The following is a 22,815-nucleotide window of genomic DNA, read 5'->3' on the forward strand; positions in this document are numbered from 1 at the left end:
GTTAAACCTCCTCGAAATGCGTTTTGAAGTGTTCCGTTGCCGACTGCACTTTCATCAGGTGATATGCCGAAAACTCATACACAGGGCCAGCATCAATTTCGGACGGAGAATACGGAAAGGCCAGATTCCCCGCAGTGTTGAATTGCCCGGGAAAACTACAGTGCAGCAGCGTTCCGCTCAAAAAGTGAGCGACAGCATTCGCCGACGCCTGAGTCTGATCAACTGCCTCGATGACCAGGCCCAACTCTTTTCCGGTTTTCTCTGGTTCTGGCTCAAGTTCGCGCATAACTCCGTCGCGACCATATACATGAAACTCTATCTTCAGGGTTGGAGAATCGAAGTACTCCAAGGCCTTGGCCCTGGTGTCCTCGAGCAGCGCATCAATCTGCCTGATCATGCTTGGGCAGCGTATCCCCGCGATACAGATGGAGCGATACCCCACCATGCGAGCCCCCTCCAGCTTGATCCAATAGTCATCAGCCTCAATGAACTGTGAACCACCAACCCGCACTTCCCTATCCGAAATCTGCTCGAATGTGCAGTGGGAAAGATCCAATCTGTGCCCTGGCCCCGCCTGATCGAACGGATTTTCTCGTTCGTACAGGGTGTGAGCAGCGACAGAGATGAGCGAAGCTCTCCTGTGTTCGCTTCCCGGCTCAAGCGTGAAGCCGGACTCGTCAATGGCACCAAGCATCACGTCCGTTCCATGCGGCTCGGCCGAGAAGGCGCCACACTCCAAGATTTTCCCCATGTGAATGGCCAATCCTGGTTGGGCGCCCTTCCATACTGGAAACGCTGCGATGACCGAGTCATCGCAAGCCCTACCAGCAATAATGACGTCCGCGCCTTGCTCGAGGGCCGCCACAATCGGTTCATGGCCCATTTGGGCAACCATTGCAGTGCTGTTCAAGGCGGCTTCGACATCAAGTTGAAAACCTGCCTCAAAGTCCCGGATGTTTCCTTGCGATATGGCCTGAGCCACAGCCTCGCCCGAAATATCTGAATATATCCAGGCCAACTTAAAGCTCAATCCGCACTCGCGCGCCGCTTCGCGAACAAGCGCTACCGTGGCATCCACATGCTGACGTGCCCCGGCACCTCCTGCACTGCCCACAATAATGGGGATTCCGGCTTGGCGCGCCGCTTGCAGCAGTTGCTTGAGCTCCCGTTTTATTGCAAAGCTCGATACCAGCGTTTTGCCTGAACCCAAGTAATACGGACCAGGATCCGTTGAACCCGCGTCCACCGCGATCACATCGGGTTGCCATTTCATTCCGCGCCTGAGCGCCTCGTCACAGAATCCGTACCCCAGGGTGCAAGTGGGGGTGAGCACTTTGATTGTGGACATGAATGCTATTCCTTTGCGCAGTTGCGCATACCTAAGGTCGCCCCTTCCGTGCCCCATCGCTGGAGAACCGTACAGGCATTTAAATGCTACAGAACCGCTAGCAGGGCAGTACGCGTGCGTCTTCCTGCCGCCAATTGATGCTCACAATTTCGCCTGGAGACGGCGCAACCCACCCTGCCTGAGAGGCATTCCGGGTAACTACCAGTTCATCGACGATTTCACTGCAGAGATAGATACGGCTGAGAGAACCGGCGTATATCACTTCTCTCACCTTGCCCGATGCACTGACGTAACCCGGGGTGTCACCTGAGCTTCCCAAGTGGATAGACTCAGGGCGCAACATCAGCGTCGCCTTTGATACACCTGAGTCTGATACCGAGTACGGCAATGCAATGTCCGACTTCGCGCTGCGCAGATATCCTTTTCCGTCTACATCGCAATCGATCAGGTTCGCCTCACCGACAAAATCAGCGACGAATCTGCTGTTAGGACTCGCGTATATCTCTTCTCCTGTGCCCACCTGTTCGATGACGCCGTTGGACATGACAGCAATCCTGTCGGCCATGACCAAGGCTTCTTCCTGATCATGCGTCACAATGATGAATGTGATTCCCAGCCTTTCCTGCAATCGTTTGAGCTCAATCTGCATTCGTTTTCGCAGCTTCAGATCGAGCGCAGCCATCGGCTCATCAAGCAACAGGACTTTGGGCCTGTTCACCACTGCCCGCGCCAGCGCCACACGTTGTTGTTGCCCTCCCGAAAGTTCCGAGGGGTAGCGATGGGCCATTTTTTCCATACTGACCAGTGCCAATGACTCGTTCACGCTGGCCGTGATCTCTTGCTTTCGCACGCCATGGCGACGCGGGCCGAATGCCACGTTCTCAAACACCGTCAGATGGGGAAACAGGGCGTAGTTCTGAAAAACCGTATTTACAGGCCGTAGGTTCGGAGGATCCGCCAGTACTGAACGCCCGTCTATTGTCAACGTTCCTTCATCCGGCACCAGGAATCCGGCAATAGTCCCCAGCAAAGAGGTCTTGCCGCAACCACTGGGCCCCAGGAGCGCCAGAAACTCGCCTTCATATACGCTCAGGGAGACTCTGTCCAGAACGGTCAGATCGCCATAACGCTTGACAACGTTATCCAACCTTATCAGTTCGCGCATTCTTGTCATTGCGGCTGTTCCTTTCAAAAAGGACATCACTCATCGAGCCAGCGTTTTGTTCCACTGGTCATTGATGGCGCTGCGTTTGGCGTTGACGTCATCCCAGTCTGTAATCAACAGGTTCTTGATCGAGCCTGCTTCACCCCAGGGCATACGCTTTTGTGCTTCTGGACTCAGCTCAGCGCCAACGGTGGCCGGTCCGATGTACAGGCGATCGCTCATGCAGGCGGCCTGCTTGGGCTCCAGAACGAAATTGACGAACTCCTGCGCTTCCTTCAAATGCTTCGTGCCTTTGGTGATGTGCAACCTAATATCTCCACCAAGGGCGCCTTCCTTGGGCACAACGTAAGCGACAGGTAAGCCTTTGTCTTTCATGGCCCAGGCAGCCGATGCATAATGAGCGCCAATGATCACCTCACCAGACTGAAAGCTGTTCGTGGCGTTGCCGGACGATGGAAAGTAGCTATAAACCTCCAGGGTCTTCAGTTTCTCGAAACCCGGCGTGAAATCCGCCGACGTTCCGCCTTGCTCCTGGTTAATCGCATACACAAACGGGACGCCCATGGCATTGGATGGACTCGGGATAGTGACCACGCCCGCGTACTCAGGACTCCATAAATCGTTCCATGATGTGGGCGCCGTCTTTGTTTCCTTTGTGTTGTAAACCAGCCCCAGCGCGTAGAATCCGGTGCTGACCGCGTAGATGCTTGCATCCGGCCGTTTGTATATGCCTTCAGGAATAACCTTCTCAAGATTGGGGATAGCTGTTGGATCCAGAGGCTCGAGTACATCGGCCTGCCCCGCAAGCTCCGATACGCCACCATCCAGCCAGGCAACATCAATGGTTGGATTGCCCGCCTGCTGCTTAAGCTTGGCCAGTGTGACGCCTGCCACACCAGGCTCCGGGGTGACTGCGTTACCCGTAGCCTTGGTATATGGCTCTGTCAGGCAATCCCGGATGGCATCTCCCCATTCTCCGCCATATGTCGCAACGGTGATCGTCGCCGCCTGGGTTACCGACACGCCGGTCAAGACCAGCGCTGTTGCTGAAGCACTCAAGACTGCCCATCGTTTAACTGTAGCCATGTCTCACTCCTAGTTAGCCCTTGCTGGGATATTTTGTTTTATTGCTTCGTATGAATTGAATTAGATCAAAACGCTACCTATACTTCAATTGAGAATACTTAAGGCTTCCATTCTGTGAGGTTATGATGTGGCAAATACGGCAACTCGAAGCTTTCCAGGCTGTCATGGAAAATGGGAGCATCACCCGCGCAGCTATCACGCTGCATATTTCTCAGCCCGCAGTTAGCAAGCTAATTGCCGAACTTGAGCGGAAATGCGGCTTCAAACTGTTTCAGCGACAGGGCAACAGATTGACGGTTACAGCCGAAGGGCAACTGCTGTTCAATGAAGTGCAGCGCATGATCATCAGCTCGGAAGACATTCAGCTGAAGGTTCGAGAAATTCGCGAACAGCGATTCGGAACGCTGAACATTGCCGCATTCCCCGCATTATGTACGCGGATATTGCCGGGCATCGTGACCCGTTTCATTCAGTCGCACCCCAACGTACGTCCACTGATGACGAGTAGCGGCTCGCGTTTCCTGATTGAATGGGTGACAGCACAACGCAGCGATATCGGTATTGGCCTTCTGGCCAAAGATAGGCCTGGCATTCGCCTGGTAAAGATAATGCAGGTGGAAGGTGTTTGCGCATTGCCCCCTGGCCACCCGCTTGCAGGCAAGGAAGTAATTGTTCCCAGTGATTTTGACGGACAACCCTTTATTGCATTGACCACCGAAGATCGGACGCAATTTCTCGTAGAAGAATATTTTCGCGGGCGGGAACGGCGCCGAAGAATCGTTGCCGAGGCGCAGATGTCCGAAGCTGCATGCCAGTTTGTGGTCGAAAGGGCCGGGATCTCCATTGTTGATCCGTTCAGTGCCCTGGGTTTCAGTGAGGGCCAAATAATCATCAAAAAAATTGATCCGCCTGTGCTGTTTGACATGTGGCTTCTTTTTCCAACGTTTCAGCCAACGTCTTTAATCACACGCTCATTCACAAAGTTCTTTGATGAAGAAATACGCACGACACTCACCGCTAGTGGCTTGTCATTTATCCCCTATGATTACGAGATCCCCGATTGACCCGCACAGAATGCTGATCCCTCTCATTTACCAATACCTGTCGGGGATGCCCGGTATGAAGGGAAACTACTGTACAGCTGTGGATGAATAAGCATCAACATTCTGCAGGCTTTCCGACCTGACCAGTAATTTTTTGGCAAGACCATCAACCGCAATTTCTGCCTGCGCAATAGAATCCTTGAGCCGTTGATCTGCAAATTCGTCGAACTCCACGGCGGCGCCGTGCACATCCGTAATGCCAATGTAGGCGAATGCCGTCTTGACAGACGATTCAACATGGTTCTGCCCCGCCGCATGCTCGCCAGGCCCGTAGCCATAATCACCCCTGGAAGACAGAATAACAAGACGTTTGCCGCTGTCCACCAATGGCCAATAAGGTGCGCCGGAACGCGAGCGGTCAAACCCGAACGTACGGCCAACCCGCACAATGTTATCGATGTAGGCCTTGAACTGGGCTGGCGGCCCGAAGTTATACATCGGCACACCCGCGACAATGATATCGGCCGACAAAAGCTCATCGACAAGCTCATCGCTTTCCTTCAATACTTCATTCATCCAGGGTTCCCGCCGCTCAGCAGGAGTGAACGCAGCGTGTATCCAGGCCCCTGTTACGGGTGCGGGCGGCATCGCGCCAATATCGCGGTAACGTAACCGGGTATTGCCATCCGCTATGGTCATGGCAGCTACCCGGGGATGCAGTCCACACTTTTGCTGAAAGACCGTTTTATCCCCGTAGCCAGCCCCGCGCTGAAGGTAGGAGCACCAGGCTCGACACTGGACTGGCCGCTTATTCACTTTGATTGGGAGCAGCCCATGCCCATTGATCTGACATGGTCAGCATGGGCCAAGGCGGCTGGCATTGCGATGCCCGGTACCGAAACAGGCATTCGCTATTCTGAAGAGAGTCACGCCATCCAGGCTGCGGTCGCAGGCCAAGGCGTTGCCCTGCTGAGCCAGGTTCTGGTGCATGACGAGCTAAGCCTCGGCTTGTTGCAGGTATGTGCTCACACACATCTCGATGGCCTGTCCTATTACGTGGTGCGTCCCGAGCATGAACGCCAGCCCGCCCAGGCAACCATTGTTGAATCGTGGCTGCTGAGCAGCACTACGGATTGACCAGCGCTCAGGTCAGCACATAAAAATGCCTGACGGTATAGGTGACCTGGTAGACCAGTGCCAGTATCGCAAATGCACGATGGAACCCTGCGCTGCGCGTCCAGATCCCAACCAGGCTCAGAACAATGAACGCCGTCACCTGCAAAGGATATTCGATGCCATACACCGCATAGTGATCCCAGCCTTTGATCAGCGTATCGACAATATCGGCGAGGTAGATGAGCACCATGAACCCAAAAAACCACGCTCTGCGAGACATGAAGTAATCGCGATACCCGGCATACTCTTCCATATCGCCAGGGAACAGCATGGCGCTGAGCAGGAAGTAGAGGCCTGCATAGAAAATCACAAAAACGTAGATCTGGAAGGTCCAAACCGGCAAAGTCCGCAGATTGAATTCAAACCACCAGAAATGCACAACCGACAGCAGCGCGAAGGCTACCCAGCAGAGATGTGTAGGATAGATAATGCCAGGCTTACGATGCTGAAGCAGGCCGGCCACCCCGATCAACAAGCGCGATATGCACAGGCCAAGCACCATGCCGATGATGATGCGGATATGCGTAAAGGCTTCGGTTGCCGATGCATGCGGCAGCAGTACGGGCTCCATGTTCAGGTCCTCCTCCGGCGATGTGCTGGCTGGAGTATATCGTTGGCACTTATGCCCGGCACCAACCGTATGTCGCATAACTGAAACCTTTTCGTGGCATTATGGTTTGTCAGTATTGACGCCGCGCAGATTGAGGTAGAGGATAAAGAATATGCTTTCAGACCTGATCGAGCAACACAATCCACGGCCTTTGGCCGAATCAGATGTCACTTATCATGTTGGCACTGTCCTTCACGCCATCATCGTCATTTTTTCCCTTTTGTTTTTTGCCGCTCTTGCCGCAGCCTCGGCAGAGTTTGTTTATACCTGGGCGCTGCCCATTGATTAATGCAGGTTATCGGGAGTATCGAATGCTTGCCCCAAACAAGACTGCAACACCGTATCGCAACTGGAAGGTCAAACAATACGTCATTCCGCTTCAAATGCGCATGGCACAACAACGCGCACAAAGCTGCCAACCCCCCTTACGATCATTGCACGCCAAAAGCACAGGCTAGAATGCGGTTACCCGCAACCACTCGCCTGACAACATGGCTGATGCACCCGATACACACCTGATCGAAACCCTGATTGACAGTCAAACCCTCTGTAACGGCAGCTTTCTCAAAGCCCGCCGCGACATGGTGCGCCTGCCTGATGGCGGCATCGCAAGCCGGGAATACATCGTGCATCCGGGCGCGGTGGTCATTATTCCATTGCTGGATGACCAGCATGTGCTGCTGGAGCGGCAGTTTCGCTACCCGGTAGGCAGAGTGATGACAGAATTCCCGGCAGGCAAGCTTGATCCGGGCGAAGATCCCTTGGTCTGTGCCAAACGCGAACTACTGGAAGAAACAGGCTATACAGCCGGCCAATGGGCCCATGCGGGCGCGCTGCACTTGGCGATCGCCTATTCCACTGAGATCATTCATATTTTTTTTGCAAGGCAGATGGTCGCCGGCGCGCCGCAACTCGACAAAGACGAGTTCCTTGAGGTGCAAAGCATGGCAATCGATGATCTGCTCGCAGCATGCCGGCAAGGCGACGTGACAGACGCCAAAACGCTTACCTGCACGCTGTGGCTGCAAAATGTGCAATCAGGGGCCTGGCAGCTGGACTGGCAGTAAGCCACACGCCAGGCAGCCAACCAAACGGCGGGCACGCATTGCTGGTGGGGGCGCCAACCAGCACAACGCCACACGGCACGGCCTTACGCCACCGGTTTCTGCAGCAATGCCAGTGCGCCCGACAGGAGCAGCATCGCTGCTGATACGGCCAGACCAACGGACAGGGATCCGGCTCTATCGCTGATCCACCCACAGGCGGCGGGCCCTATCGTCTGCCCCATTGCAAATAGGCTGGTGGCGATCGCCATGGCATTGCCCCAGGCTGGGCGCGCCAGATTGCTTTTGACAAAACCGGTGACGGCCGACGGCACCATGAAAACGCTGCCACCCACCAACATCGCCGAAAGCCAGATGCCGACGAGATCAGGCAGGATTAACGGCAGGGCCGCCCCCATCGTCAATACAATCAGCGCAGAACCCATGGGTCTGCCATCCTGCCGTCCGTCGAACAGACGCGCCCAGAGCAGCGGCGCCAGCAATGTCATGACGCCCAACACCCCCCACATCACGGAGGTGGTGATGGCCAGCCGCGTGTTGTCCGCGGCGTGATGCTTGACCCAGGCCACCATGAAAGTCATATAGGCGATATAGCCTAAGCCGAAAATAAAATACGACACCAGTACAGGCATACACTTGCGCCAGGGCCAGCGTGCGCTGGACTGCGCGGAAGAAGGCTCGGCAATGGTCCGAGCGGCGCTGATGGCTGCAATCGAAAGCGGTATACAGATGATGCCGGTTGCCAGCCAGGCTACAGGCCAGGAAGCCGGCCCTTGCAGCTCGAACAGCCATGGCAGCACTGCACCCGTCAGCAGCATGCCCAGGCCACCCCCGCTAAAAAACACGACGATGGCGCGCGTGCCGATCACGCCCGCAAGCACGCCGCCGCAAATAAACGTGCCCGCCCCACCAAAACCGGCCAAGAACCGGAATACGCTCAACCAAAGAAAGTCGCGTGTCAGCCCGCATGCAAGCACCGACAGCGTCGTGAGAACCATGCCCCACATAAACAACCGGCGGTTTCCCAAGCCGGCTACAAAATAAATGACAAGCAAGGCGCCCAGCAGATAACCCAGCGAGTTCACGGTATTGAGCCAGCCCGCCTGCGCGTAGTTCAACTGCAGATCGGTTTGCATCGCAGGCAGAATCAGCGCGTAGCCAAAGCGCGCAAAGCCCACGGCAACCGCCGAGCCGCCGGACAAAGCCCAGGCAACAGCCGTCGGCCTCATGATCGCCCCCCAGCCGACTGCATTTTCTCGGGCTGCACGGATTCCATTAACGTTTCGACGGCGCTGCGTGCGGCCCGCACAGGCGCATTGTCATAATTGACTTGTGCAGCAGCCGTTGCGCCATCCCACAACAACTGGCACTGCAAAGCAAATAACCTGGGGTTGCGCCACCCGGCCTGCGCCGCAACACGTTCGAATTCGTCGATCATGTGTTGCTTGTGCTGTGTGGATATGCGCGACGCGGGATGCGAAGGCTCGGCCAGTTCGACCGTGGTATTGATAAAGGCGCAGCCGCGAAACGCCGGATCGCCAATGATATCGTCGAGATAGTCGAAGGCTGCCAGTATCTGGCGCCGCGGCGTGCGGGCCCGGGCCATTGCTGCCTGGAGACCCTCGCTGCGCTGCTGCCTGCGCGCATCGAGCACAGCGGTGATGATGTCGTTCTTGGATTTGAAATGGTGATAAAGCGTCATCTTGGCCACGCCGCTGGCATCAATGATTTCATTCACCCCCACATGATTGACGCCCTTGCGATAGAACAGTTCAGACGCGCAGGACAGGATGCGCAACCGCGCAGATGAGGTTGAACCGATTGGGCGCGCCATGAGAACATTCCTTGCAAACGAAAGCCGGGTGTGGATTAATTATACATACCAGTCTGTATAATTAAAACAGAAACATACGTTTTTTGTTATTTGCTTCGCTTTCAGGCAGACAGGCATAAGGCTTGCTGTAACCCTGAGTCTTCGGCGATCGTCACTGCGACGGCTTCTGTATATGCACCGCGACGACGCTCTATCTTGACCCAAGGGGAATACAGCATGGCAACTTCCAAGAATGGTACACCGCGGCGCAACGCACGACAGACTTCTGTCGACAGTGCGTTTACCAATACCGACAGCGGCCCCGCCCTGCCACCCAATCCGGACAGCAAGCACCCTTCTGTGAACAAAGCCGCAGAGGTCGGCGCAATGGCCGCTGCAATGCCTCACAATCCGACCAAGAAAAGCGAATATGGTCATGACAATGCCTTGTCTCCACCACAGGGGGCGAAGGTCGAGCCGCCTTCCGAACAGACTACCGGCAGCACGCTGTCCGAGACCAACGACAGCGACAAGGTCGGTGGCCCTGCGGTCACGGGCGAAAACGCCGCAGGCGGTTCATTGGGTCGAGTGCGTGCTGATGCAGGCGGGCAGGCGCTCACCACCAATCAGGGTGTCAAGGTATCTGACAATCAGAACTCGCTCAAGGCCGGATTGCGCGGCCCGGCCCTGCTGAAGGACTTCATCCTTCGTGAAAAAATTACCCACTTCGACCACGAACGCATTCCAGAACGTGTGGTTCACGCGCGCGGCTCGGCGGCGCATGGGTATTTTGAGTGTTACAAGCCATTAAGCTCGCTGACTCAGGCTTCTCTTTTCAGCGAGAAAGGAAAGATCACACCCGTCTTTGTACGTTTTTCAACGGTGGCGGGCGAGCGCGGATCCAAGGATACGGCCCGCGACGTGCGGGGGTTTGCGGTCAAGTTTTATACCGATGAAGGCAACTGGGATCTGGTCGGCAATAATATGCCTGTATTCTTTATCCAGGATGCGATGAAGTTCCCTGACCTTGTGCATGCGGTCAAGCCGGAACCGCACCATGGCATGCCGCAGGCGGCCTCCGCTCACGACACGTTCTGGGATTTTGTGTCACTGATGCCGGAATCAACCCATATGCTCATGTGGCTGATGTCCGACCGCGCCATTCCACGCAGCTTTCGCATGATGCAGGGCTTCGGTGTACATACTTTTCGTTTCGTCAACAAGGACGGCGAATCCACATTCGTTAAATTCCATTGGAATCCAACGCAGGGCACTCACTCCCTGGTGTGGGACGAGGCCGTGAAGATTGCCGGTGCGGATCCAGACTTTAACCGACGGGATCTGTGGGAATCCATTGATGCGGGCGAGTATCCCGAATGGGAGCTAGGCATACAGACGTTCAGCGAGGAAGAGGCAGAGCGCTTCAGTTTCGATGTGCTCGACTCCACCAAACTGATTCCCGAAGAGCTGGTGCCGGTGCAGCCCATAGGCCGCATGGTGCTCAATCGCAATCCGGACAATTTCTTTGCTGAAACCGAACAGGTCGCTTTCTGTTCTGCCCACGTGGTGCCGGGCGTGGATTTCAGCAATGACCCCTTGCTGGCGGGCCGAATCCATTCCTATATCGATACACAGATCACCCGCCTTGGCGGGCCCAACTTCCACGAGCTGCCCATCAACGCACCGCTCGCGCCTGTTCACAATAATCAGCGCGACGGCATGCACCGGCAAGCCATTCATCGCGGGCGCGTATCGTATGAACCCAACTCATTGGCGGGCGGCTGTCCATTCCAGGCCGGAACGGCCGGCTTCGTCTCGTTTCCTGAACCGGTGGAGCAAGACGAGGTACGAGGCAAGCCGGAAAAGTTTGCCGAGCATTACGCGCAGGCAAAATTGTTCTACGACAGCCAGACCGAGATTGAACAAAAGCATATTGCCAATGCCTATCGTTTCGAACTGAGCAAAGTCACTGTGCCAGCGATACGGGAACGCACCGTCTCCATGCTGCGCAATGTCTCGGAAAGCCTGGCGGCAGACATTGCACAGGGATTGGGGATGCCGCTGCCAGAGCCGATGCCGCTGGCGCTCGCCGACCCTCAGGCGCCGGAGATCACAGCGTCGCCATCACTGTCCCTTACGGCCAGGCCGGGCAGCGTCGGCATACGTACGCGCAAGGTTGCTATCTTGGTGGCCGACGGTGTTGATGGGGATCAGGTTCGAGGCGCAGCGCAAGCGCTTCAGGACGAAGGCGCGGTCGTCAGACTGGTGGGGCCACGCATCGGCCCTTTCAAGGCCTCGGATGGTTCGCTGATTGATGCTGACGCGTCTCTGGAAAACCAGCCCGCTGTATTGTTCGATGGGTTTCTGGCGCCAGATGGCGCAACGGCCGCTGATGCCCCCGCTGTTGATGGACTCGCCAAAGAGTTTGCGCAAGACCAGTATCGGCATTGCAAGACCATTCTGGTCAGCGGGACTGCCAGCGCATTACTCGAGGCAGCCGGCATCCCCGCGGACGAACCCGATGCGGGGTTGATCGTGGTGCCCAAGCTGGACAAACAGCGAATAACTCAATTTATCGATGCGCTGGCGAAACATCGCCATTTCGAACGGGAAACCGATCCTCCCATGGTCTGAATGAGTAGGGATTGTTACTTGTCGCGGGCTGCGGCTTCCAGGCCCGCGACATCCAGCTTGACCATCGTCAGCATCGCTTCAACCACTCGCTTGACCTTGTCCTCATCGGGATCGCGCATCAGTTCGTTCAGTCGCCGGGGCACGATCTGCCAGGATAACCCCCAGCGATCGCGCAGCCAGCCGCATTCCTCGTACGCCCCTCCCTCGCCCAGCGCTTCCCACAATCGATCCACTTCCGCTTGATCCTCGCATTCAACCGAAATGGAAAAACTGTGATTGAAGTCGTCGAGCGGGCCGGCTTCCATGGCCAGGTAACGTTGATCACCCAGCGTGAACGCAGTCAGCCGCACACTGCCCGGCGGCCCGCTGGGCGTTTCCGCCGGCAAAGCCATGCGCCACGTTATCGATGAGCCAGGAATCAGCGAGGTGTAGAACGCGACGGCCTCATCCATATCCTTGGCGAACCAGAGGTTCTGTGTAATGGTTGCCATCGCTTTACTCATCCAGAAGAGGCACGAATCCGCCAAAAATCATGCGCTTGCCATCGAATGGCATGCGCTCGCCCATGGCCTGCATACGTGGATCTGACATCATCTTCTCGAACGCATCATCGCGCACTTCCCTGGAAGGAAACTCCAGCCAGCTGAACACGACGACTTCGTCTTCTTTCGCCTGAACAGCACGCTTGAAATCAGTGACCGTTCCATCCGGCACATCGTCGCCCCAGCACTCCACGACACGCGTGGCGCCAAACTCCTTCAGCAATCCCGCCGCTTCCGTGACATGGTCGCTATATGCCTGCTTGTTGCCCGACGGCACTGCCGCCACAAATCCCTCGATATAACTCATTGCCTGCCTCCTGTGGGTGAATAATCGCCGCGAGTGCTTTCAGCCTTGCCCTACGGCTATTTGACATTTACGTTTATATCAACATAATAGTCATATCATGTCAAATACAATTCCTTTCGAAACAACACTAGAAGTACGCGACACCTGCCTTTGCCTGCACGTGCAACGCGCTGCCCGGGCGCTGGCCCGTCGTTTTGACGACGCGCTGCGACCTGTAGGGCTAACCAATGGCCAGTTCTCGCTGCTGATGTCACTGAACCGGCCTTCGCCGCCCGCCATGATGCCTACCGCCCAATTACTGGCTATGGATCGAACCACGCTTACCGCCGCGCTCAAGCCGCTGGAGCGAGACGGCCTGCTCACCATCGAGGCAGACCCGGCAGATCGCCGCAGCCGCCGCCTCAAGCTGACCGAGCAAGGTCACAGTGTGCTCGCCGCAGCGCTGCCAATCTGGCGCCGCACCCATGCCGAAATCGAAGCCGCACTGGGCGACCTGCTCCCCGAAACCATGCGGCAAGGGTTGCGGGCCTTGTCATAAACGCTTACCCGCGGGTGGGCGAGCCAGCCGTCGCAACGGAACACGCCGGGGCCAGATTAAGTTACTCTGTCAAAACTATTTTTGAAGGAGTAAAACCCATGGCTCAAGCCACCGCCCGTCATATCCTCGTAGACACCGAAGCCAAGTGCAGCGAACTGAAGGCCGCCATCGAAGGCGGCGCTGATTTTGCGCAAGTTGCCAAAGAAAACTCTAGCTGCCCGTCCAGCCGCGACGGCGGCAACCTTGGCACCTTTGGCCGTGGCCAGATGGTTCGGGAGTTCGACGAAGTCGTCTTCAGCGCGCCGGTTGGCGTTGTGCAAGGCCCAGTCAAGACGCAGTTTGGCTATCACCTGCTCGAAGTCACTGACCGCCAGGATTAATTCGTTGCGCGGCGTCGCGGCCACATGACGGCGCTGCGCGCATTCCTGTTGATCGCGGCCAGCACAGCCGCCCGATCGGGATGATCATGGCATCAGGCCCGCTGCGCCCGCAGTGGGCCACGCATCCGGTCCAGCCACACTGACAGCAACAGCAATACCAGGCCGCCCAACGCCAGCAGGCTGCCCACCCATCCCGGTGATGTCCAGCCGTAGCCATGTGCAATGGCCAGCCCGCCCAGCCAGGGACCCAAGGCATTGGCAAAGTTAAACGCCGAATGATTCAACGCCGCAGCTAAGCCCTGTGCGTTCTTTGCGACATCCATCAAGCGCGTTTGCAGGACTGTGCCCAGCGCTCCGCCAAAGCCAATGAAAAACACATTGATGCTGATGGCCCATGCGCTGCCCGCCGTCAGGCTGAACAACGCCAGCATGACAGCGCTCCAGAGTAGTAATCCAGCCGCCGTGGGCATCAGAGCCCGGTCTGCGAACCACGGCACGATGATGTTGCCTACAGTCATGCCTGCCCCGAAAACCCCCAGCACAACAGGCACCATGGCGGGGGACACCAGCGTAACCGCCATGAGTGTATCGGCCAGATAGGTATACACGGCGAACAAGCCCCCGAATCCGATGGCGCCGATAGACAGCGTCAGCCAGACTTGCGCGTGCTTTAAGGCGCCAAGCTCACGCAACGGGCTCGCGCCTTTTTCCGCTGGTGTCGCGGGGGCCAGCCAGGCGACCAGCGCCACAGTGAGCGCCCCGGTAAAGGCCACCAGCCCGAATCCCCAGCGCCAGCCCACCGCATGGCCGAGCCAGTTCGCAAACGGCACACCCACGACGGTGGCGACCGTCAATCCGAGAAATATCCGGCCTACCGCCTGATTACGCTTGTTAAGGGGCACCAATGACACGCCGACAAGCGATGCGATGCCAAAGTAGGCGCCATGCGGCAGGCCGCTGAGGAAACGCAGCAGCAACATCCACTCGTAGGTAGGCGCGAATGCACTCAGCCCGTTGAACACCGCGAACATGGTCATCAACCAGATCAGCAGCGTGCGGCGCGGCAGGCGTGCCGCCAGCACGGTCAGTATGGGCGCGCCAACGACCACGCCCAATGCATACGCGCTGATCACATGGCCTGCGGTGGGCGCGTCGATATTCAGGTCTTTGGCGAAATAAGGCAGCAGGCTCATCGTTGCGAATTCGGTCGTACCGATGGCAAAAGCACCTATCGCCAGGGCGAACAGAATGAGACCAGGCGATCGCTGTGCGGCCTGGGGGCGTGAACGGGGAGAAGACATGAGCAAGAGGTAATCCGTGATGCCGCCCGCGCGGCCTTTTGCGAGGCAGGCTGAAATAGCGGGACGGGCGTACAAAGTCGTATTTTAGCTGCCCCGCGCTTAACGATTCCAGTAGCCCAGCAGCACGGGGAGCATCAGCGCCATCCCCATGATCACGAGCACGGCGAACGCAAGACGCCGCATTGCATCCGCGGACAGGGGCGGTGGAAAGCGTTTACCCAGCACGGTCGCGATCGCGACCATGGGCAGGCACACGGCGCTCAGTACGATGACATCCATGCCGAGCTGTCCCTGGGCCCCAACAAACAGCGTACGCGCCAAGGCCACAACCGCGTTGATAAAAATGAGCAGCCCGCGTATCTGGGGCAGGGTCATCGGTTGCCGATAGAGATGAAAGATCAGGGGCGGGCCCGGTATCCCGAACATGCCGCCAATCAAACCGCCCAGAAAGCCGTAATACACAAAGCTGGCGCGACCTGAGAGGGAGGTAAGCGGCTTGGGCCGCCAGGCAAAATTAATGCCCCCGTACGCAATGACCAGCCCCAGGAGCAACTGGATGATATCGGCGGCGGAATCGCTGAGAAAATCCAGCACGATAACGCCAAGCACGCTTGCAGGGAGCACACCTGCCACCATGTAGCCAATGAGCCGCCAATTGATATGATGATGCGTGCCCCGCAAGGCGACCGCACTATTGACCAGCGCCACAATGCTGACCACCGATGCAAGCGTGGCCACCGAAGCCACACCCATGCCGCCCGCCATTCCCATGACGATCATGGACAGGCCGAAGCCCGTCACGGTCTGGAAATAGACCCCGGCAACAACGATCAGGATGAAAGGAACAAGCACAGTGATGCCGGGAATCATACAGAGTAACGAGCTGATCGTGAGTTTTTCAACATTCCATTATACAGAAAACGGAACTTTTTGTCTCGTTTTTAATGAAAATACTCTAACTTCCTGCACTGTCTAACTGCTACTATTCGTTTTCCAGAAAACGGGTTGCCCTACCCGCCTTTAGCAGAGCCACCAATGTCCGCCCAATCCAACGCCTTCTCCATGCGCACCCTGTTCATCGGTGCGCTTATCGTATTGCTGGCGCTTGGCGTGCGCGCAACCTTTGGCCTTTTCATGCAGCCCATGGGCGTAGCGCAAGGCTGGGGCCGCGACACCTTCTCGATGGCATTCGCCATACAGAATATTGTCTGGGGCGTTGGTTCCATCTTCATGGGCATGCTGGCGGACCGCTACGGCGCCGGGCGCACGATCGCGCTGGGGGCGTTGCTGTACATGCTCGGCATGATAGGCATGTATTACGCGCACTCCGAGCTTACGCTTTATATGACGGCAGGCGTGTTGGTTGGCCTGGGCCAGGCTGGCACCACCTTTCCAGTGATCCTTCCTGTAGTGGCGCGGTCGGTGCCGCCCGCCTACCGCAGCACCGCCATGGGCATCGCCAGCGCGGGCGGCTCGCTCGGCCAGTTCGCCATCGTGCCGACAGGCCAGCTACTGATTTCCACCATGGATTGGACCGGTGCCTTGTGGATGCTGTCGCTGATGATTGCCAGCGGCATACCGCTCGCCTACTTTCTGAAAGGACGGCCCGACGCCCACGCAGGCGGCCACTCTTTGGCCGCTGCGGTCAAGCAGGCGCTGGCAGACCGTTCCTTTCACTTTCTGTTCTGGAGCTATGCTGTCTGCGGGTTTCACACGGCCTTCATCACCCTGCATCTGCCCGCTTTTCTTACAGATGGCGGCCTGACCGCCACGCACGGCGCCACGGCCATTGCGCTCATCGGGCTATTCAATATTGCAGGGTCTTATTATGCGGGCAAATTGGGCGGCCGGATCAGCAAGAAAACCTTGCTGGCCTGGGTATACTTCCTGCGCGCCTTCGGCATGATTTTTCTGCTGGCCATGCCTTTGACGCCTGCAGTGGTCTATGTGTTTGCCGCCTGGATGGGCTTGTTCTGGCTGGGCACTGTTCCGCTCACCCAAGGTCTTATAGGCCATATCTATGGGCTGCGTTATGCGGCAACCCTGTCGGGCATCGCTTTCCTTGGTCATCAGATCGGAAGCTTTGGCGGTGTATGGCTGGGCGGCTACGCCTACCAGACAACCGGCAGCTATACGTCAGTATGGGTGGCGGGTGTGGTGCTGTCGGTGGTGGCCGCTGCCCTGTGCCTGCCTGTCAAAGAACAGGTGCTGGCCAGCCCCAGGCCGGCATGATGTAATGATGACAAAGTCTACGTGGCCCATCAGGCGTTCATCATGGATAAGCCCTCACATTCCGTAAGTCAAACGGCGCAGCGCAAGCCACGCAGAAGCTGGCGCGTCATTGGCTGGATTGCATTGACGCTGGTGATTGCGCTGGCATTTGTCGGGTATCTCACGCCCGATATGCGCGTGCAATGGGCAAACCTGGCGGCACTCTGCGGATTCTGAGGCCGCACCCGGGCCTCACCAACCGTGGCGCGCAGGCGAAGCGCACCCATCTCTACTACATGGCGCCTTGCCGTTTCAAGCCTTGTCGCCGCGCGCAAGCCGCAAGCACATCAGGCTAAGTATTTCAAACAGAATTTGGGCCCCCGCGTGGGCAGTGTTCGTCGTCGCATCGTAAGGCGGCGAGACTTCCACGACATCCCCGCCGACAATGTTTATACCCGCCAGGCCGCGCACCAAATCCAGGGCCTCACGGGTTGTCAGGCCGCCAACTTCAGGCGTTCCCGTGCCCGGCGCAAAAGCGGGGTCCAGGCTGTCAATGTCGAAGGATACATACACCGGACTGTCGCCAACGACCTCGCGTGCCTTGGCGACCACCGCGGCCATGCCCATGGCATTGATTTCTTCCGCATGAATGACTGTCATGCCTGATTCGTAGGAAAACTCCCACAGGTACTCCGCGGATCCGCGAATGCCTATCTGTATGGTTTTGTCCGGATCAAGCACCCCGTCCAGCACGGCCTGCCGAAATGGACCGCCATGATGAAAACGCGTGCCATCGAATGGTCCGCCGGTATCGCAATGCGCGTCAATATGCACGAGCGCCAGCGGACGGTCGCGGCCCAGGGAGCGCAGTATGGGCAGCGTGATGGAGTGATCTCCACCCACCGACAACGGAATCACGCCGGCGGCATGTATGGCATCATATGCAGACTCAATGTCGCGATGGGATTGGTCGAGGCTGAAGCGGCTGCGAAAGGGAACATCGCCGATGTCGGCAACGCGCAATTGCCTGGTGGGCACGCATTTAAGCACATGGTTGTAGGGGCCCACACGCTCAATGACACGCAGTGCGCGCGGACCAAAGCGACAGCCATTACGGTTGGTAATCCCCAAATCCATGGGTACACCGATCAGACAGGCCTGCAAATCGCCGAAGTCGGGACGGGTCCAGTCCATCTGGTGGAGGGCGGCATCAAGCAGCGTGGGCATACCCGCATAAGGCGCCGCGCGCGTTCCGTGCTCATCGATGATATGCGCCGCCACGGAAGAAAAATGCGTATCGTGGATGACTGCTTCGTTTTCGCCCGCAAAGCGGGCCCGCAGGCTTGCCAGTTTTTTCTGGTCGTAATCCATGGTTGTCGCCGCCTCCTTGTTTACCGCCGGGCCCTGCGTTTTGCTATTTCAGTCTGGCAAAGCCCTGATCCAAATCGTGTTTCAAGTCGTCGATGTCTTCAAGGCCTATTTGCAGACGCAAGGCCAATCCCTCGGGCTTCCAGGAGGTTGCCGTACGATACTGGGCGCAGTCAAAAGGAATGATCAGGCTTTCGTACCCACCCCAGGAAAAGCCCATGCCGAAAACCGCCATGTGATCGAGCATGCGGGCCAGGCCTTCCCTGGTGTAACCTGGCTTGAGCACAATGGAGAACAGCCCGGAAGATCCGGTGAAATCGCGCTTCCAGAATTCATGCCCCGGGCAGCTTTCGAACGCGGGATGCAGCACGCGGCTGACCTCGGGCCGGGCCTGCAGCCAGCTTGCCATGTCCAGCCCCCTGCGCTCCGCTTCTTTAAGCCGCATGTGCAGGGTTCTCATGCCACGCAGCGCCAGCACGCAGTCGTCCGCGCCCGGAAGCATGGCCATGGCATCGTAGGTGGCACGCAGTGCGGGCCAGCTTTCGGCATTGGCGGACACCAGGCCCAACAGGAGGTCGGAATGGCCCCCCAGGTACTTGGTACCGGCCTCCACAGACACGTCCACCCCATGATCGTGCGCCCGGAAAAAAATCGGTGTTGCCCAGGTATTGTCGATAATCGTCTTGATGCCGTGCTGGCGCGCCACCGCGACAATCGCTGGCACATCCTGTACCTCCAGCGTTTGGGAGCCAGGCGCTTCGAGAAAAATCGTGGACGTATTCGGTTGCACCAGCGCCTCGATGCCGCTGCCTATCATCGGATCGTAATAGGTGGTTGTCACGCCGTAGCGCGCCAGCATGCCATTGCAGAAATTGCGGGTGGGACGATAGACCGAATCCGGCATCAGAATATGATCGCCCGACTTGGTCGTGCTGAACAGGGACAAAGTTACCGCCCCCAATCCCGACGGCGACAATACGGTGCCCGCCGCACCCGCCAGTTGCGTCCACGCGTTCTCCAGATTGGCAATCGTGGGCGTGCCCGCGGTGCCATACGTGAAACGACTGCGGCGATGCTCGAGATCATCCATGGTTTGGTAGATGACCGTCGATCCCTTATATAAGGGTGCGTTGACAAAACCATGTTGCTCACCAGGATCGCGCCCCAGCCGGGTTAACTGGGTGGCAACATTGAAACAGCTGTTCTGTTTACTGGACATGTGATTTAACCTGAATACCTGTTGGTCGCATATGACATCGATAGTCTATACTACGCGCCGGGTGTCACGGTTGCATGGTGCGGCCGCAGGGCAGGTTTCAGCGCAGGTCGGGCCGCCGCGCGGAGACGCCACGACCATGACGACACCTGCTACGCGGCAAACCAAGCCGCGCCCACAGCGATATGCCGAACGCGCCTTTTCGGTCATCGAACGTATTCTCCATATCGAAGCAGTCAGCGGCATTACACTGCTGCTCGCTGCCGCGGCTGCGCTCATCTGGGCCAATTCTCCCGCCTCAAACAGCTATCACGATCTCTGGCATACCACGCTGTCATTCGGCATAGGATCCCATGTGGTCTCGCACTCCCTGCACTTCTGGGTTAACGATGCCCTGATGACGGTTTTCTTTCTCGTCGTGGGCATGGAAATCCGCCGGGAAATCCACGAAGGCGCATTGTCCAATCTGAAGCTGGCTTCGCTACCGCTGGCAGCGGCATTGGGCGGCGTCGCTGTGCCCGCGCTCGTCTACTTCGCCTTCAATGGCGCTGATCCCATCCTGCGCCATGGCTGGGCGGTGCCCACCGCCACGGATATTGCATTTGCAGTGGGCGTGCTGGCCTTGCTGGGGCGGTCCATACCGGGCAGCCTCCGGATCTTTCTGCTGGCGGTCGCCATCATCGACGACATCGCCGCCGTGCTCATCATCGCCCTGTTCTATTCGGGCGGGCTCGACTACACCGGCCTCCTGGTTGCCGGCGCCGGCATCGCTGCCGTGCTCATGCTGCAACGCATGGGCATAGGTTCCGCCTGGGCGTATATCCTTCCCGGCGCCATCCTGTGGGCAGGTCTGCTCCAGACGGGGGCGCATCCCACGCTCGCAGGCGTCGTCCTCGGGCTCATGACGCCCGTGCTTCCCCGCTACCTTCCCGCTCATCCGGTGGAGCTTGCCCGGCGCGCCGTCGACAAACTCGACGACTCAGCACTTGGCAGCGATCCGCATCATGCGGGCAAGCCGCTCAAGACGCTCAGAATCGCTCAGCGAGAATTCCTTCCACCCGTCACCCGTGTACAAATGGCCCTGCACCCCTGGGTTGCCTATGGCGTGATGCCCATCTTTGCGCTGGCCAACGCGGGTGTCACGCTCGAAGGATTCGATCTCAGCTCAAGCAGCGCACAGGGGATCATGCTGGGCATCATTGTTGCGCTGGTCGTCGGCAAACCGTTGGGGTTGCTTGCCGCTAGCTGGATTGCCGTCAGGCTGGGGCTCTGCAGCCTGCCCCCCGGCGTCAATTGGTCCGGCCTGACACTGGTGGGCCTGCTGGCGGGCATAGGCTTCACCATGTCGATCTTCATCGCAACGCTTGCTTTCAATAATGCAAGCCTGCTCGGCGCGGCCAAGCTCGGCGTGCTCATCGCGTCTTGCGCAGCAGCCGTGCTGGGCTTGGCATGGGGGGTGTACTACAAGACGCGGCAAGGTGCGAACGCCATACCTGATAGACTGGCTCTTTGATCCGCCACCGGCAATTATTGTGACCACACATTCGTTTTCTTCACTTCCGCTATCCCCCGCCCAGCTGGATAACCTGGCGCAACTGGGTTATCTGGAAATGACGCCTATCCAGTCGCAAAGCCTACCGATTATTCTCGAAGGCCGCGACCTGATCGCCCAGGCCAAAACAGGCAGCGGCAAAACCGCGGCGTTCGGGCTGGGCATCCTGCACCGGCTGAACCCTGCGCGTTTCGCCGTTCAGGCGCTGGTCATCTGTCCTACGCGCGAACTGTCGGAGCAAGTGGCCGTGGAGCTGCGCCGCCTGGCAAGAGCCGATGGCAACATCAAGGTGCTCACGCTCACGGGTGGTGCGTCCGCGCGGCCTCAGGTCGAATCGCTGGCGCATGGCGCGCATATTATTGTCGGCACTCCCGGCCGCCTGATCGACCATCTCGAGCGCCAGACCCTGGACCTTTCCGGGCTGCATACCCTGGTGCTGGACGAGGCAGACCGCATGGTGGACATGGGTTTCTTCCCCGATGTGGTCGACATCGTCAACGTCTGTCCCGACGACCGCCAAACGCTGCTGTTCTCGGCCACCTACCCCGACAGCATCCGCGACGACGCCGACCGCTTCCTGAATAATCCCGTGCAGGTCAAAGTAGAAACCCTGCACGACGACAGCCAGATCGAACAGCATTTCTACGAGATCGACGACGAGCGCCGCTTCGAGGCCGCCGCGCGCCTGCTCAATCACTTCCAGCCCGAATCCACGCTGGCGTTCTGCAACACCAAGGCGCAATGCGCCGATCTGGCGGTGTACCTGCGCAACGAGGGGTTCAGCGCCCTGGCCCTGCACGGCGACATGGATCAGCGCGACCGCGACGACGTGCTGGCGCAGTTCGCCAACCAAAGCTGCAATGTGCTGGTCGCCACCGACGTCGCGGCCAGGGGGTTGGACATTCCATCGCTGGCGGCCGTCATCAATGTCGAACTCACCCGCGATCCTCAAGTGCATGTGCACCGCATCGGTCGCACCGGCCGCATGCAGGAAAAAGGCCTGGCGTTGAGCTTATGCTCGCCCCAGGAAAGCTACCCTGCCTCGCAGATCGAAAAGTACCTGGGCGAACCGCTGCGTTGGTCCGATATCCACACCCTCAAGGCCTCCAAGGGGCGGCCGAGGCAGGCCCCAATGGTTACGCTGCTGGTGCTCGGTGGTAAAAAAGCCAAGCTGCGTCCAGGTGATTTGCTTGGCGCGCTCACCGGCGATGGTGGCCTCACGCGCGAACAAGTCGGCAAGATCGCCATCACCGATCAGGTCAGCTACGTCGCACTGGACCGCAGCATCGCGCGTTCGGTTTACCCGCGCCTGAGCCGTACGCTGATCAAAGGCAAGCCGCAGCGCATGAAACTGTTGGGGGACTAACAGGAGGGCATGCAGACGACATGCGTAGAAAACAGCAGTTTCCTATGCATGTGGGCATGGATGGGTTTATCACTTATACTACGCAGCACGCAGGG

The 22,815-nt window shown here is 58.0% G+C and carries 24 protein-coding genes; 11 read left to right on the top strand and 13 right to left on the bottom strand.

Annotated elements, in window-relative coordinates; all coding sequences use genetic code 11:
* Position 1: 1 nt before the first annotated feature.
* The 3 genes from ERE07_RS05855 to ERE07_RS05865 form a co-directional block, all read right to left on the bottom strand.
* Positions 2-1,348 carry an acyclic terpene utilization AtuA family protein gene (locus ERE07_RS05855; protein WP_130007883.1) on the bottom strand — a complete coding sequence of 449 codons (1,347 nt, stop codon included), beginning with the start codon at positions 1,346-1,348 and terminating at the stop codon, positions 2-4.
* A gap of 97 nt (positions 1,349-1,445) precedes the next feature.
* Positions 1,446-2,522 carry an ABC transporter ATP-binding protein gene (locus tag ERE07_RS05860; RefSeq protein ID WP_130007884.1) on the bottom strand — a complete coding sequence of 359 codons (1,077 nt, stop codon included), beginning with the start codon at positions 2,520-2,522 and terminating at the stop codon, positions 1,446-1,448.
* A gap of 30 nt (positions 2,523-2,552) precedes the next feature.
* Positions 2,553-3,599: an ABC transporter substrate-binding protein gene (locus tag ERE07_RS05865; protein ID WP_130007885.1), complete on the bottom strand. Its 1,047-nt coding sequence runs from the start codon at positions 3,597-3,599 to the stop codon at positions 2,553-2,555.
* A 122-nt stretch (positions 3,600-3,721) separates the two neighbouring features.
* On the opposite strand from ERE07_RS05865, the gene ERE07_RS05870 reads away from it, so the two are divergent.
* A complete protein-coding gene (locus ERE07_RS05870; RefSeq protein ID WP_130007886.1) occupies positions 3,722-4,663 on the top strand; it encodes a LysR substrate-binding domain-containing protein in 942 nt (313 codons plus the stop codon).
* A gap of 66 nt (positions 4,664-4,729) precedes the next feature.
* Here the strand turns inward: ERE07_RS05870 and ERE07_RS05875 are convergent, their stop codons facing one another.
* Positions 4,730-5,341, bottom strand: a complete 612-nt coding sequence (locus ERE07_RS05875) for an FMN-dependent NADH-azoreductase (RefSeq protein WP_130007887.1) — start codon at positions 5,339-5,341, stop codon at positions 4,730-4,732.
* A gap of 15 nt (positions 5,342-5,356) precedes the next feature.
* On the opposite strand from ERE07_RS05875, the gene ERE07_RS05880 reads away from it, so the two are divergent.
* A complete protein-coding gene (locus ERE07_RS05880) occupies positions 5,357-5,779 on the top strand; it encodes a LysR substrate-binding domain-containing protein (RefSeq protein WP_130007888.1) in 423 nt (140 codons plus the stop codon).
* Positions 5,780-5,786: 7 nt separating this feature from the next.
* On the opposite strand, the gene ERE07_RS05885 is transcribed toward ERE07_RS05880, so the two are convergent.
* Positions 5,787-6,389 (bottom strand): hypothetical protein, encoded by a 603-nt coding sequence (locus ERE07_RS05885; protein WP_130007889.1) that lies wholly within the window; start codon positions 6,387-6,389, stop codon positions 5,787-5,789.
* Positions 6,390-6,540: 151 nt separating this feature from the next.
* On the opposite strand from ERE07_RS05885, the gene ERE07_RS21615 reads away from it, so the two are divergent.
* Together ERE07_RS21615 and ERE07_RS05890 are read left to right on the top strand one after the other, a co-directional pair.
* Entirely contained in the window at positions 6,541-6,717 is a 177-nt protein-coding gene (locus ERE07_RS21615) for a hypothetical protein (RefSeq protein ID WP_167670746.1), read from the top strand.
* A gap of 202 nt (positions 6,718-6,919) precedes the next feature.
* The gene (locus tag ERE07_RS05890) at positions 6,920-7,495 is read left to right on the top strand and encodes an NUDIX domain-containing protein (protein ID WP_130007890.1); all 576 of its coding nucleotides are present in this window, start codon (positions 6,920-6,922) and stop codon (positions 7,493-7,495) included.
* 83 nt (positions 7,496-7,578) lie between these two features.
* On the opposite strand, the gene ERE07_RS05895 is transcribed toward ERE07_RS05890, so the two are convergent.
* Both ERE07_RS05895 and ERE07_RS05900 read right to left on the bottom strand, forming a co-directional pair.
* The gene (locus ERE07_RS05895) at positions 7,579-8,721 is read right to left on the bottom strand and encodes a YbfB/YjiJ family MFS transporter (RefSeq protein ID WP_130007891.1); all 1,143 of its coding nucleotides are present in this window, start codon (positions 8,719-8,721) and stop codon (positions 7,579-7,581) included.
* The gene (locus ERE07_RS05900; RefSeq protein WP_130007892.1) at positions 8,718-9,326 is read right to left on the bottom strand and encodes a TetR/AcrR family transcriptional regulator; all 609 of its coding nucleotides are present in this window, start codon (positions 9,324-9,326) and stop codon (positions 8,718-8,720) included. Before ERE07_RS05900 ends, ERE07_RS05895 begins: the two co-directional genes overlap by 4 nt.
* Positions 9,327-9,542: 216 nt before the next feature.
* Between ERE07_RS05900 and ERE07_RS05905 the strand changes: the two genes are divergently transcribed.
* Positions 9,543-11,939 carry a catalase gene (locus tag ERE07_RS05905; protein WP_130007893.1) on the top strand — a complete coding sequence of 799 codons (2,397 nt, stop codon included), beginning with the start codon at positions 9,543-9,545 and terminating at the stop codon, positions 11,937-11,939.
* 14 nt (positions 11,940-11,953) lie between these two features.
* Here ERE07_RS05905 and ERE07_RS05910 read toward each other — a convergent pair whose 3' ends face one another.
* Positions 11,954-12,430 carry a VOC family protein gene (locus ERE07_RS05910; protein ID WP_130007894.1) on the bottom strand — a complete coding sequence of 159 codons (477 nt, stop codon included), beginning with the start codon at positions 12,428-12,430 and terminating at the stop codon, positions 11,954-11,956.
* A 4-nt stretch (positions 12,431-12,434) separates the two neighbouring features.
* Positions 12,435-12,788, bottom strand: coding sequence for a DUF1428 domain-containing protein (locus ERE07_RS05915; protein ID WP_130007895.1), 354 nt, complete (start codon positions 12,786-12,788; stop codon positions 12,435-12,437).
* A gap of 97 nt (positions 12,789-12,885) precedes the next feature.
* On the opposite strand from ERE07_RS05915, the gene ERE07_RS05920 reads away from it, so the two are divergent.
* Positions 12,886-13,326 carry a MarR family winged helix-turn-helix transcriptional regulator gene (locus ERE07_RS05920; protein ID WP_130007896.1) on the top strand — a complete coding sequence of 147 codons (441 nt, stop codon included), beginning with the start codon at positions 12,886-12,888 and terminating at the stop codon, positions 13,324-13,326.
* A gap of 98 nt (positions 13,327-13,424) precedes the next feature.
* The gene (locus ERE07_RS05925; protein WP_130007897.1) at positions 13,425-13,706 is read left to right on the top strand and encodes a peptidylprolyl isomerase; all 282 of its coding nucleotides are present in this window, start codon (positions 13,425-13,427) and stop codon (positions 13,704-13,706) included.
* Positions 13,707-13,798: 92 nt separating this feature from the next.
* On the opposite strand, the gene ERE07_RS05930 is transcribed toward ERE07_RS05925, so the two are convergent.
* Both ERE07_RS05930 and ERE07_RS05935 read right to left on the bottom strand, forming a co-directional pair.
* Positions 13,799-15,007 carry an MFS transporter gene (locus tag ERE07_RS05930; RefSeq protein WP_130007898.1) on the bottom strand — a complete coding sequence of 403 codons (1,209 nt, stop codon included), beginning with the start codon at positions 15,005-15,007 and terminating at the stop codon, positions 13,799-13,801.
* Between the two features lie 99 nt (positions 15,008-15,106).
* A complete protein-coding gene (locus tag ERE07_RS05935) occupies positions 15,107-15,877 on the bottom strand; it encodes a sulfite exporter TauE/SafE family protein (protein ID WP_130007899.1) in 771 nt (256 codons plus the stop codon).
* A gap of 165 nt (positions 15,878-16,042) precedes the next feature.
* Here ERE07_RS05935 and ERE07_RS05940 point away from each other — a divergent pair, with 165 nt between their 5' ends.
* Entirely contained in the window at positions 16,043-17,239 is a 1,197-nt protein-coding gene (locus ERE07_RS05940) for an MFS transporter (protein WP_130007900.1), read from the top strand.
* A gap of 42 nt (positions 17,240-17,281) precedes the next feature.
* Entirely contained in the window at positions 17,282-17,455 is a 174-nt protein-coding gene (locus ERE07_RS21620; protein WP_167670748.1) for a hypothetical protein, read from the top strand.
* 75 nt (positions 17,456-17,530) lie between these two features.
* On the opposite strand, the gene speB is transcribed toward ERE07_RS21620, so the two are convergent.
* Positions 17,531-18,589: an agmatinase gene (gene speB / locus ERE07_RS05945; RefSeq protein ID WP_130007901.1), complete on the bottom strand. Its 1,059-nt coding sequence runs from the start codon at positions 18,587-18,589 to the stop codon at positions 17,531-17,533.
* 43 nt (positions 18,590-18,632) lie between these two features.
* Entirely contained in the window at positions 18,633-19,805 is a 1,173-nt protein-coding gene (gene metC / locus ERE07_RS05950) for a cystathionine beta-lyase (RefSeq protein ID WP_130007902.1), read from the bottom strand.
* A 136-nt stretch (positions 19,806-19,941) separates the two neighbouring features.
* Between metC and nhaA the strand changes: the two genes are divergently transcribed.
* Positions 19,942-21,315 (top strand): Na+/H+ antiporter NhaA, encoded by a 1,374-nt coding sequence (nhaA, locus tag ERE07_RS05955; RefSeq protein ID WP_130007903.1) that lies wholly within the window; start codon positions 19,942-19,944, stop codon positions 21,313-21,315.
* 19 nt (positions 21,316-21,334) lie between these two features.
* Positions 21,335-22,720 (top strand): ATP-dependent RNA helicase DbpA, encoded by a 1,386-nt coding sequence (gene dbpA, locus ERE07_RS05960; protein WP_130007904.1) that lies wholly within the window; start codon positions 21,335-21,337, stop codon positions 22,718-22,720.
* Positions 22,721-22,815 lie beyond the last annotated feature (95 nt).

The organism is Allopusillimonas ginsengisoli, from assembly GCF_004153455.1.
Taxonomy (GTDB): domain Bacteria; phylum Pseudomonadota; class Gammaproteobacteria; order Burkholderiales; family Burkholderiaceae_B; genus Allopusillimonas; species Allopusillimonas ginsengisoli.

Excerpts from the sequence above, each read along its gene's own strand:
- ERE07_RS05855 (WP_130007883.1), bottom strand. The coding sequence starts at position 1,348 with ATGTCCACAATCAAAGTGCTCACCCCCACTTGCACCCTGGGGTACGGA.
- ERE07_RS05860 (WP_130007884.1), bottom strand. The coding sequence starts at position 2,522 with ATGACAAGAATGCGCGAACTGATAAGGTTGGATAACGTTGTCAAGCGT.
- ERE07_RS05865 (WP_130007885.1), bottom strand. The coding sequence starts at position 3,599 with ATGGCTACAGTTAAACGATGGGCAGTCTTGAGTGCTTCAGCAACAGCG.
- ERE07_RS05870 (WP_130007886.1), top strand. The coding sequence starts at position 3,722 with ATGATGTGGCAAATACGGCAACTCGAAGCTTTCCAGGCTGTCATGGAA.
- ERE07_RS05875 (WP_130007887.1), bottom strand. The coding sequence starts at position 5,341 with ATGACCATAGCGGATGGCAATACCCGGTTACGTTACCGCGATATTGGC.
- ERE07_RS05880 (WP_130007888.1), top strand. The coding sequence starts at position 5,357 with ATGCAGTCCACACTTTTGCTGAAAGACCGTTTTATCCCCGTAGCCAGC.
- ERE07_RS05885 (WP_130007889.1), bottom strand. The coding sequence starts at position 6,389 with ATGGAGCCCGTACTGCTGCCGCATGCATCGGCAACCGAAGCCTTTACG.
- ERE07_RS21615 (WP_167670746.1), top strand. The coding sequence starts at position 6,541 with ATGCTTTCAGACCTGATCGAGCAACACAATCCACGGCCTTTGGCCGAA.
- ERE07_RS05890 (WP_130007890.1), top strand. The coding sequence starts at position 6,920 with ATGGCTGATGCACCCGATACACACCTGATCGAAACCCTGATTGACAGT.
- ERE07_RS05895 (WP_130007891.1), bottom strand. The coding sequence starts at position 8,721 with ATGAGGCCGACGGCTGTTGCCTGGGCTTTGTCCGGCGGCTCGGCGGTT.
- ERE07_RS05900 (WP_130007892.1), bottom strand. The coding sequence starts at position 9,326 with ATGGCGCGCCCAATCGGTTCAACCTCATCTGCGCGGTTGCGCATCCTG.
- ERE07_RS05905 (WP_130007893.1), top strand. The coding sequence starts at position 9,543 with ATGGCAACTTCCAAGAATGGTACACCGCGGCGCAACGCACGACAGACT.
- ERE07_RS05910 (WP_130007894.1), bottom strand. The coding sequence starts at position 12,430 with ATGGCAACCATTACACAGAACCTCTGGTTCGCCAAGGATATGGATGAG.
- ERE07_RS05915 (WP_130007895.1), bottom strand. The coding sequence starts at position 12,788 with ATGAGTTATATCGAGGGATTTGTGGCGGCAGTGCCGTCGGGCAACAAG.
- ERE07_RS05920 (WP_130007896.1), top strand. The coding sequence starts at position 12,886 with ATGTCAAATACAATTCCTTTCGAAACAACACTAGAAGTACGCGACACC.
- ERE07_RS05925 (WP_130007897.1), top strand. The coding sequence starts at position 13,425 with ATGGCTCAAGCCACCGCCCGTCATATCCTCGTAGACACCGAAGCCAAG.
- ERE07_RS05930 (WP_130007898.1), bottom strand. The coding sequence starts at position 15,007 with ATGTCTTCTCCCCGTTCACGCCCCCAGGCCGCACAGCGATCGCCTGGT.
- ERE07_RS05935 (WP_130007899.1), bottom strand. The coding sequence starts at position 15,877 with ATGATTCCCGGCATCACTGTGCTTGTTCCTTTCATCCTGATCGTTGTT.
- ERE07_RS05940 (WP_130007900.1), top strand. The coding sequence starts at position 16,043 with ATGTCCGCCCAATCCAACGCCTTCTCCATGCGCACCCTGTTCATCGGT.
- ERE07_RS21620 (WP_167670748.1), top strand. The coding sequence starts at position 17,282 with ATGGATAAGCCCTCACATTCCGTAAGTCAAACGGCGCAGCGCAAGCCA.
- speB (WP_130007901.1), bottom strand. The coding sequence starts at position 18,589 with ATGGATTACGACCAGAAAAAACTGGCAAGCCTGCGGGCCCGCTTTGCG.
- metC (WP_130007902.1), bottom strand. The coding sequence starts at position 19,805 with ATGTCCAGTAAACAGAACAGCTGTTTCAATGTTGCCACCCAGTTAACC.
- nhaA (WP_130007903.1), top strand. The coding sequence starts at position 19,942 with ATGACGACACCTGCTACGCGGCAAACCAAGCCGCGCCCACAGCGATAT.